Annotated in this window: 12 protein-coding genes and 1 pseudogene; 1 reads left to right on the plus strand and 12 read right to left on the minus strand. The window is 34.2% G+C overall.

Annotated features, from left to right (window positions below; translation table 11 throughout):
* Window positions 1-138: 138 nt before the first annotated feature.
* The 10 genes from J2Y67_RS27085 to J2Y67_RS27130 all read right to left on the minus strand — a co-directional run bounded on the left by J2Y67_RS27085 (window position 139) and on the right by J2Y67_RS27130 (window position 6203).
* Window positions 139-504 (minus strand): hypothetical protein, encoded by a 366-nt coding sequence (locus J2Y67_RS27085; protein WP_310179209.1) that lies wholly within the window; start codon window positions 502-504, stop codon window positions 139-141.
* A 236-nt stretch (window positions 505-740) separates the two neighbouring features.
* Window positions 741-1322: a hypothetical protein gene (locus J2Y67_RS27090; protein ID WP_310179211.1), complete on the minus strand. Its 582-nt coding sequence runs from the start codon at window positions 1320-1322 to the stop codon at window positions 741-743.
* Between the two features lie 309 nt (window positions 1323-1631).
* Entirely contained in the window at window positions 1632-2348 is a 717-nt protein-coding gene (locus tag J2Y67_RS27095; protein WP_310179212.1) for a hypothetical protein, read from the minus strand.
* 267 nt (window positions 2349-2615) lie between these two features.
* Window positions 2616-3164 carry a signal peptidase I gene (gene lepB, locus J2Y67_RS27100; protein ID WP_310179214.1) on the minus strand — a complete coding sequence of 183 codons (549 nt, stop codon included), beginning with the start codon at window positions 3162-3164 and terminating at the stop codon, window positions 2616-2618.
* Window positions 3165-3321: 157 nt separating this feature from the next.
* The gene (locus tag J2Y67_RS27105) at window positions 3322-3597 is read right to left on the minus strand and encodes a hypothetical protein (protein WP_310179216.1); all 276 of its coding nucleotides are present in this window, start codon (window positions 3595-3597) and stop codon (window positions 3322-3324) included.
* A gap of 151 nt (window positions 3598-3748) precedes the next feature.
* Complete coding sequence (locus tag J2Y67_RS27110; RefSeq protein WP_310179218.1) at window positions 3749-4222, minus strand: hypothetical protein; 474 nt, start codon at window positions 4220-4222, stop codon at window positions 3749-3751.
* 155 nt (window positions 4223-4377) lie between these two features.
* Entirely contained in the window at window positions 4378-4551 is a 174-nt protein-coding gene (locus J2Y67_RS27115; RefSeq protein ID WP_310179219.1) for a hypothetical protein, read from the minus strand.
* Window positions 4552-4798: 247 nt separating this feature from the next.
* Window positions 4799-5068: a hypothetical protein gene (locus J2Y67_RS27120; RefSeq protein WP_310179221.1), complete on the minus strand. Its 270-nt coding sequence runs from the start codon at window positions 5066-5068 to the stop codon at window positions 4799-4801.
* A 233-nt stretch (window positions 5069-5301) separates the two neighbouring features.
* Window positions 5302-5715 (minus strand): DUF6678 family protein, encoded by a 414-nt coding sequence (locus tag J2Y67_RS27125; protein ID WP_310179223.1) that lies wholly within the window; start codon window positions 5713-5715, stop codon window positions 5302-5304.
* Between the two features lie 119 nt (window positions 5716-5834).
* Complete coding sequence (locus J2Y67_RS27130) at window positions 5835-6203, minus strand: hypothetical protein (protein WP_396954148.1); 369 nt, start codon at window positions 6201-6203, stop codon at window positions 5835-5837.
* Between the two features lie 253 nt (window positions 6204-6456).
* Between J2Y67_RS27130 and J2Y67_RS27135 the strand changes: the two genes are divergently transcribed.
* Window positions 6457-7017, plus strand: a complete 561-nt coding sequence (locus tag J2Y67_RS27135; RefSeq protein ID WP_310179230.1) for a DUF420 domain-containing protein — start codon at window positions 6457-6459, stop codon at window positions 7015-7017.
* Between the two features lie 418 nt (window positions 7018-7435).
* On the opposite strand, the gene J2Y67_RS27140 is transcribed toward J2Y67_RS27135, so the two are convergent.
* Window positions 7436-7645, minus strand: a complete 210-nt coding sequence (locus J2Y67_RS27140; RefSeq protein WP_310179226.1) for a hypothetical protein — start codon at window positions 7643-7645, stop codon at window positions 7436-7438.
* A 372-nt stretch (window positions 7646-8017) separates the two neighbouring features.
* Window positions 8018-8983, minus strand: a pseudogene (locus J2Y67_RS27145) (HNH endonuclease signature motif containing protein); the annotation flags it as partial.
* Between the last annotated feature and the right edge of the window lie 95 nt (window positions 8984-9078).

The following is a 9078-nucleotide window of genomic DNA, read 5'->3' on the forward strand; positions in this document are numbered from 1 at the left end:
GTTTCATCATTCCTATCCTCCATTGTAAAGTTGAAGTTAATTTAATAAACTTCCTGCATTTCGCGCGGTAGCACTTATAACAGAACTTGTCGCGCGCACCCGTTAGTTGATTAAGGAAGCTAATAGGAAATTCATTTATTATTTTTCTAAAACCTTATATTTAAGAATAAATTTAGAATGCGGTAGATATTGTATTTCCATCCCTCTTTTAATCTCTTCTTTTTTTAGTTTCAAAGGAAGCGAGAGTTTGACGTCGTTAATAACTATCTCCCAACATCTTTTACCATATCTAGGTTCAAGTCTTTCAATTTTACTTGGAACTCCTTCAATCACTAAATAATTTTTTTTAACAAAGGAATATAGGTCTATCCATTGGTTTGATAAGAACATTATAAAAGTGCAACCTATATAAAAGAAACGTTGTAATCCAAAATCTTTACGAGAAAGTATAAATAGACTAAGAGACAGCATTATCAAAATTGGTATAGTAATAATTAGGTACATAAAACTAGAAACAGGAACACTGATAAAAACTAAAATGAATGAAATCATAAAGAAAATATACCAAATAATATTTTCAAAATACCCTTTTTTTCCTTTATATTATCCCCCCCTAACTTACTAATAATAGCATAATTATTTTTTTCCTTGTTCAACTATCCTGCCAGTTAGTGGAACAAGAAAAAGAGTCGCCGCAGCAACCCTTTGTTTAACTCAAGCACCCATTAGTTGAACAAGAATTAGTTAGGTTTAATTTCCTTATTATTTTTATCAAAGAGATAAAGGTCTGCAAATATTGTTTTGACTTTGCCTTTAGGCAGTTTCTTAACGACGATAAAGTATTTTTTTTGTGGAACCTTAACCCTGAATTTAAACGATTGGTCTTCCAATTCTGCCCGAATAGAATGAACTAATCCATCTGCATTTTTTCCAATAATAATGCCATATTTTCCATTGTTGGTATTTACTCCATAATATTTAGGTTGATTTGACCCATAGCCGCTACTTGTTATTCGTAAATGCTTGTTTGGTCCTTCTTTCATTACTGCTACTCCCAAATAACCTGATTGGTTTATGAAAAAAGCGATATAAGTATTCGATTTTCCTAAATGAACGGTATTTATCAATTTAGGATTAGTTATTGTATCACCCCGATTTCCCCAGTATGTTAAGTTCTGCTGTATATCCTTCCGATTATTAGTAATAGTATATTTTCCGTCAATAGCTAATGAGTGAATTCTTACTGCTACGATTATCACTATAAAAATTCCAATAATACCTATAATCGTCATTACTAATTTACGATTTTTTATAATAACCATCTCCTCTCCATAACGTAGCAAAACTTGCCAACTGTACTTTTAAACACAACTCCTCCTATTAATTAAACGTCAGAGAAGTTGTCCCGTTAAAAATTTGTTGTTTTCCTACCTCTTAATTTTAACATTTAACAATTGGTATTTTTGGAAAAAAATGAATTTTTATTGAACTAACCTGCTCCGTTTGCTTAATAAGGAATTCAATAAAAAGGGCGGTTAATCCTTCTGGGATCAACGCACCCTATAGTTTAAGTCCATTTCTTCACAATAGAATCGGAACCAAAAAAGAATTCCTTGGGAACTGGATAAGGACTATTGAAGTTGGAGTGTGTCCCCTGAAAGAAATCCCTCATCTTCAAGTCTTTTCATAGCACCTATTAACATAAAATATTCAGTTGATGAATCATATTCCTCATATAGTTCATTATTTAAATCTATCAAATGTTTTCCTATTTGAATTAAAAAACAAACATGTATAGAGTATAACTCTCTTGAAATACTTTTATTATAAATCGGAACCATGCTAACTGGTTGAGCATTACCTATAGGTTTAATTTGATATAATGGATGCAATGCTTTTTTATCCGAAACATGTGCAACCTTATTTAATTCACCATAAATTTTCCCCATATCCCATTTGACAAATTTAACATTTGGAGTTTTACCGTCTTTTCTTGTTCCCGAAATAACTTCCTCAATTGCGGCAATTGTTTCTAATTCTTGTTTTAACATGTTGGCTGCTTGTGCATAAAGCCCCTCTGATATTGATGTTTCACATAAATCAATACCTTGTACAAAGGATGCTATAAGGGCTAGCCTTGAAGAAATGGAATCACTGGTTTTACATGGTTTCATACTATTATTCAGTAATAGTGTTCCGATACATGCCATTGCAGATAAGTGGGCATCCAGCAAGAGTCCATAATTTTGCTTTGAAATTTCACGGTTTTCCAATCTTTTTCTTGTTATTTCCTCCAAGAGAATAATGGCATTTTTCATTTTTTCTTCCATATCTTTAATCATTTCCATACTCAATATCATCATTCCATTCAAAAAAATTTAATGTAATGCACCGTTTGCTTAATAAGGAATTCAACAAAAAAGGCGGTTAATCCTTCCTGGATCAACGCACCCGTTAGTTTAAGTGTAATACTTCACATATTATATTTATTCAGACATGCTGCTCAGTTTGTTTAAGAAGGTATTCAACAAAAAAAGGGTGGTATTCCTTCTAGGATTAAACGCAACCGATGGTTAAAGAAGAAAAACAGTCTAACTATTTTGTCAAACCAGAAATTAATCATTTACAATTTTAATATCTTTTATTGGATAATAAACAACATTTGTTGTCCCTATTACCTTTTTCAAAGGTATTGCTCCAATAGCACGGCTGTCTTTGCTTTGCCTTCTGTTATCTCCCATTACAAACAAACTATCTTTAGGGACAGTATCACTACCTACTGCGGTTTCCTTTAAAGTGAAGGTGTCTGTTAATGTTCCTCCATCTTTTAATGATTTTTTGTATTTTTCCAAGTAAGGTTCGTTGTAAGCTTTCCCATTTATATATAAAACATCATTTTTATATTCAATTCTGTCACCTGGGAGTCCGATTACGCGTTTTATGTAATCCTTACCTTCTGGGGCGTGAAACACAACAATATCAAATCTTTTCGGTTCTCCGATTTTTGTTACAATCATACGGTCCTGGTCCTGAAGAGTAGGGTTCATTGAAGCACCGTCAACAACAATAGGCGTAAAGAAAAAAGAGCGAATAATGACAGCTATTGCAAGTGCACCTATTAAGGCTTTAATCCATTCATACATTTCATTTTTCTTCTTTACCATTTCTCATCCTCCCTTAATATTCATCTGAATTCATATCCTCATTTTACCATATTTGTTTGGGGATATATTATTTTTCTTAAGCTATCCTGCCCCGTTACTTCAATAAGAAAAGCCGCCGAAAATGGCAGCCAGAACTTCCGCAAAAGCACCCGTTAGCTCAACAAGTAGGGTCTATATTTTTCAATTGATTGTTTAAGTCCCATTGCTTCGGTTTTTCTTCTTCTCTAAACCATTTAGCCCCACTTAGAATCCACTCTTCTCTATACCTTTCTAATGTATATCCTAACTCATCATCGTCATATCCAGGTTGGAATCCACAGCAATGACAAATAAGACTTACATCTGGTTTCCCTTTTTCATTATATAAAGGACTAGGTAAACAGTCGTAACCACATACTGCACAAACAAAAAATTTTTTCTTTCTAAAAAACATCTCCTCACCCTCAAAAATTATTTATTTTTATGGTAAATTCCCCATTTTCACTTAAAATCCTTTTTCAAGTAACCTGCCACTTTAGCTCAATAAGAAAAACGCTGCCGAAACAACGTTTTGTTTAACTCTTGCACCCGTTAGAAGGAAAACCTTAAAATGGAATATTCAACTCTTTTGCTAGGTAGAAAACGTCTTCCTCCAAAGTCTTTTTTATCTCGGAAGAAGGTAAAGTTAAAATATATCCTTTTGCAGAACCAATAGGGAAATTCTCATCAACCATAAAGAAAAGAAATGATTTTTCAACAGTCCAAATTGTTAACCCTTCACCAAATAAATAACCGTCTTCTTCATCTCCAATTAAGTTACCCTCTAAATCGGTTACTGCAACCGATATTGCTGAACAATAGTGAGGTTTAAGACATTGTTCTTTCGATAGAGGTGGGCATTCAGGGAAATGCTTAGGACTTACATCAGTTCTACTAAAGACGATTTCTAGTTTATATGAATGACTTTTAAAATTTTGTTGAAATTGTCCCTCTATCTCTTTAGCAATGTTGGCAACTTGTTTTTCCCAGTCCCATATCTGTTCTTTTTTTATTTCAGATAACTTAACTTTTTTCATCATCTTCTACAACTCCAAAAACGGCTTTTTATAAATTATTCTTCGTTAGAGATTTAAATTCCTTGTTCAACTAAACTGCCCCGTTAGCTTAACTAGAAAACAGACCGCCGCAGCGATCACCGTTTTCAACTCAAGCCCCCTTGAATAACAACACAAAGTTATTTCACATTTTCATCTAAATCTTTAAGTTGGTTTTTTATTTCTTTAAGTTCGGACCTTAAAGCCTTAACTTGCTTAGAATTATCAATACCAATACTAACTGCATATGCAAATATAAGAAATAGAACGACTAAACCAACAAATCCGTAAAATAATGTTAAAATAATCCCCACAACTTTGTCGCCCCTTATAAATAAACTACTTTAACATTACCATAAAACGGTAAAACGGGTGACGTTTATTTTGTTCTTCTTAAAAAAGCCTCCCGTAAGTGCAATAAAAAAAGGGATCGCCGCAGCCATCCCAGTCTTAAACTCTAGCACCCGTTACTTTAAGTACAATACTTCACAATCTTTTGCGTTTTTTAAATAAAAAGAAACGATACCTATTATTAGGCATCGAACCCGTTTGTTGATTATTTTATCTAGAACCCTTGATAAATTTCCAATATGACAAAAAAGCTAATGATAAGGGAAGTAAAGTCAACCACTTAAAAGCAACAGAATATTCATGTAATTCTTGTGTTGAATAACCTACACCAATATGATATCCAAACAAGGTTACAGGAAACGAATTCATTCCTTCAGGCAAAATAATGTTGTTGTAGTCCATACCTGCACCCCAAAACTGCACAGTCAAAATAGTACATAAAACACAAAATGCTAATAATATCCACCCTTTTAAAGGCATTTATATCCCCCCTTTCTTAATTAGAAATATTCTACACGATTACAAAAATTTCCTTCTTCCACCTGCCCCCTTAGCAACCCATGCAGCATGGCTGCACCACAGAGGATGGAATTTTACCCCGTTCTTCCATGATTGTACAATAAGAAAAGGGATAGCCACAGATATCCCAATCTTAAACTCTTGCACCCATTAGTTTAAGTACATTTTTTCACAAAGAAACAACCCAATTTTGTCTAACTAAAAATATCTGTACTCCTTACGTAACCATATATACGAATTGTATTGTCTTCTTTTAAAAAAGGAATCTTGAGTCTTTTTAGCAATTTAATGAATTCGTCTGTGTAATCTGTTACTTCAGGTTCCAACAACAGTCCCTTAGAACTTGTGTATTTCAGATTTACTCTAATCCATTCTACGGCAAAAAAAGGCTCAAGCCCCTCTTCCCAATCTCCCGAATACCAATTTTCTTCTCCAAAATCTTCAGGAATAGAAAAATCATCAAGTAAAAATTTAACCTGAAAAGAAGGGGTTATTGGGAATTCTTCCTTAACAGCCGATTGTAAACCTCTCCATTTTGTATTATTCATTATGGAACTTAACTGCCGTTCATTTATTGCTTGTTGAACCTTTATCTTGTAGTCTTCCACTTAAATTATGCCCTCCTTGTTTAGCTTTTCTGCCCTGTTAGCACAAGAGCGACTGTTCATATAGAACAATCGCACCTGTTAGTTGAAAAAGATTCAGACTTACTTTTCAACAGAAATTTTTAGATAAAGAATCCCTCGGGATATAAATAGTCCTCTTCAGGTTCAACATCAGGATATCTTGTAAAAACAGAATTGAACTCATCATTTTCGATAAGGTATTCGATAACTTCAACAATCCGTTCCCGACTTACAAAATCTATAAGAGACATCTCACTTGACCAAAAATATGCACCGTTCATACTTTCACCAGTCTGTTTATTCTTCTCTCTCAATGTCTGGATATTTTTATATGTAAAAAAACTAGCTATCCATTTTGAACGGTTTGAAAATGTTACGATGACATCCGTGTTATCATCTTCAATATTCCATTCACCTTCTGCCCATTCCTCTGCTTCTATCCAAATATGCTTTCTGTGATTTTTTGTCAATAAAACAACCCCCATATTCCATATAAGCACCCTATAGTTTAAGTACAATTCTTCACAATCTTAATTTTACCCGTTCCCTGTAACTAAAGCTCTTTTCTCTAATTCATTTTTGGCAGTTGTGCCTGATGATCGGATCCAGCGACTTTTTCCTCTTAGAAATGACAGTGATTTATTAATATACTATAATGCGCATATGAATGAAGCAATTCATATAGGTTTTTTACATACAAAAAATAATGAGGTATTGATTCCCATGACACAAACGAATAATCAACAGTACAATCAGAAAAGCAATAAAAACTTTGCTGTGCTAATTATTTCCATTTCCGTCATTGCCAATATTATAATTCTGGCGCTGTTCTTTACGAACATAGGTTATAAAGGAAAAGTAACCTGGGATGTAAATATTTTACCCCGGCTGAATGCCATCTTTAACAGCTTTACATTCATTTTTTTAATCGCTGCTTTCATTGCAATTATGAAAAAAAATGTAAATGTGCATAAAGGCTTTATTCTGGCAGCTTTTTCTTCCACTTTTTTATTTTTAATTTCATACCTAACCTTCCATTATATATCTCCTGAAACAGCAAGATATGGGGGGCATGGTGCCATTAGAACGATTTATTTCATTATTCTCATTACACACAGCTTTTTAGCTGCCATCATCGTGCCGATTGCGCTTTTTGCTCTTGTATGGGGATGGACGATGCAAATTACAAAACACAAAAAAATTGTCCGGTGGGCAATGCCCATCTGGCTGTATGTAAGTATAACCGGCGTTATCGTTTACTTAATGATGGCACCTTACTATTAAGAGGAACTTCCTGATATGTTTCATGTTGGTCATGAACATAGCTGGAATAAGGAGAAATCTCCGCACAAAAAGCTTGGGAAACTCCCCAAGCTTTTTGCCTTTAATTTTCTACACAAATATATTAAATGCTATCAATTTCATCTAAGAAAATACCTGTTCTAAATCTATATTGTCCTTATTCCACTAAACTGACCCATTAGTGGAACAAGAAATAAGTCGCCGCAGCGACCCATTTATTAAACTCAAGCACCTGTTAGTGGAATAAGGACCAATCCAAATAAAAATTAAGGTAACGCTCTAACCTAATTCGTGATTGAAGTTATTAGTAGATTATTACTTAAAATACATGTAAATATTTAATCCTTAGATAGTTTAAAACCGCTAAGACATCGCTCCAGGGTTATATACTTTTTGTAGGTTAACAACAGCCGTGATGGAATCCATGGTGGTGGTGGAAAGGATAGCCTCCATACCCATAATGATGGAAAGGATAACCTCCATATCCCATACCATAGCCAGGATAGCCTCCATAACCCATGCCCATGCCATAGCCAGGATAACCTCCGTATCCCATACCGTAACCAGGATAGCCTCCATAACCCATACCGCCAAAGAATTGTCTTTCCATTTTTTATCTCCTCCTCAAATTGTTTCAAAAATAGTGTATGTGTCCATGTTTAAAGAGGAATAGACGTTTACCTATTATACGTGTTTTCTTGGCTGTTATTTTGCATATAGTTATATTTATGTAATACTGCTCAAAAAAAATTAGATGAATTCTACGATTTACTGTCTTCTTCAATTAACCTACCCCTTTAGTTGAATAAGAAAAGGGCTACCGAAGCAGCCTCCTATTCTTCATACAGATAGGTAAGGCTTTGAAGTTATCGCTACCTTTTCCCCCTGTTCACACCGTACGTGCGACTTTCACCGCATACGGCGTTCCAACTAATCCAATTCATTCAATTCTATGTCAGTGTGAAGTAAGAATTATTCCAAATCAAATTGTATAATTTTTGCATAGTTTTCGGAGTTCATTAACTTTTTCATTTTGCTTATTGTTCAATTTTAAAACACAAAGAAGAGATTTAATTTTATCTATATCTTTCAGATGAATTAGTAGGTGAACCGTTTCATGCAACACTATCAAGTTTGAATATCTGTCATCCTTTGAAATATGATAAGGGTTCTTATGATGACAGTGCCAATCGTTTTTTCCAAGTTCTGCTCCAGTTACCGCACACTTTCCATACTGGGATATGAACTTACTTATTCGATTGTCATTATATTCAATCGTGCGATTTGGAATAAAGTTTTTCATGACATAGCTTAACACGCTTTTATTTATCACTTTTAAATTGTTGTGTATTTTTGCTCTACCTTCGGTAGTATAATTACACACATCTTGTGAAAAACAGAGATTTGTTTTATGCTTTTGGGCATATATAGGGACAAACACCATGTTTTGAATCTTAAAGAATTGCGGTGAGTATCCTTTATAGCGTTTCTGGAGCGTACTAGTCATGTCCTCAAACTTAGCTTCTGTTCTGATATTCTTTAATCGATTATATAGAGTCTTGTTTAAGTGGGAGGACAACTCACTTAAATTATTAGAGATGTTAGTAGCTGTTGCGTAGTAGTTTTGGATTCCCATTACAACTGTATTGTATTGCCAAACCGTTTCAGCACAAGGCTTCTTTTGAATTGTCCTTATAGAATCTTTAATTTTAATGAGTGCATTGGACTTAGCTTTCTTCGTCATATTTGAATGTGCTACAAATCCAAACCTTGTTTTTCCTTTTCTAATCGCTCGGAAAGAGAAACCAAGGAATTCGGAAGAATTCTTCTTTAAGTTGATAACATTTGATTTTTCATCACTTGTCTCAAGATGTAATCTAGTTTTAAGAAAATCCTTGATGGCAAAATTAATTTTAATGGCTTGCGATCGAGTACGGCACAGTACCTTAAGGCAAGTAGACCACTGGAACCTCCCCAGTAGCCCCTCTTAGAACCGGACGTGAACCTCTCAGCTCATCCGGCTCCCATTATTCAGCCGTAGGT

This window comes from Neobacillus niacini (genome assembly GCF_031456445.1).
Taxonomy (GTDB): Bacteria; Bacillota; Bacilli; order Bacillales; family Cytobacillaceae; genus Neobacillus; species Neobacillus niacini_I.

Bases quoted from the DNA above. Each gene is read 5' to 3' on its own strand.
- J2Y67_RS27135 (WP_310179230.1), top strand. From the start codon at position 6,457: ATGACACAAACGAATAATCAACAGTACAATCAGAAAAGCAATAAAAAC.
- J2Y67_RS27095 (WP_310179212.1), bottom strand. From the start codon at position 2,348: ATGGAAATGATTAAAGATATGGAAGAAAAAATGAAAAATGCCATTATT.
- J2Y67_RS27120 (WP_310179221.1), bottom strand. From the start codon at position 5,068: ATGCCTTTAAAAGGGTGGATATTATTAGCATTTTGTGTTTTATGTACT.
- J2Y67_RS27085 (WP_310179209.1), bottom strand. From the start codon at position 504: ATGTACCTAATTATTACTATACCAATTTTGATAATGCTGTCTCTTAGT.
- lepB (WP_310179214.1), bottom strand. From the start codon at position 3,164: ATGGTAAAGAAGAAAAATGAAATGTATGAATGGATTAAAGCCTTAATA.
- J2Y67_RS27105 (WP_310179216.1), bottom strand. From the start codon at position 3,597: ATGTTTTTTAGAAAGAAAAAATTTTTTGTTTGTGCAGTATGTGGTTAC.
- J2Y67_RS27090 (WP_310179211.1), bottom strand. From the start codon at position 1,322: ATGGTTATTATAAAAAATCGTAAATTAGTAATGACGATTATAGGTATT.
- J2Y67_RS27110 (WP_310179218.1), bottom strand. From the start codon at position 4,222: ATGATGAAAAAAGTTAAGTTATCTGAAATAAAAAAAGAACAGATATGG.
- J2Y67_RS27140 (WP_310179226.1), bottom strand. From the start codon at position 7,645: ATGGAAAGACAATTCTTTGGCGGTATGGGTTATGGAGGCTATCCTGGT.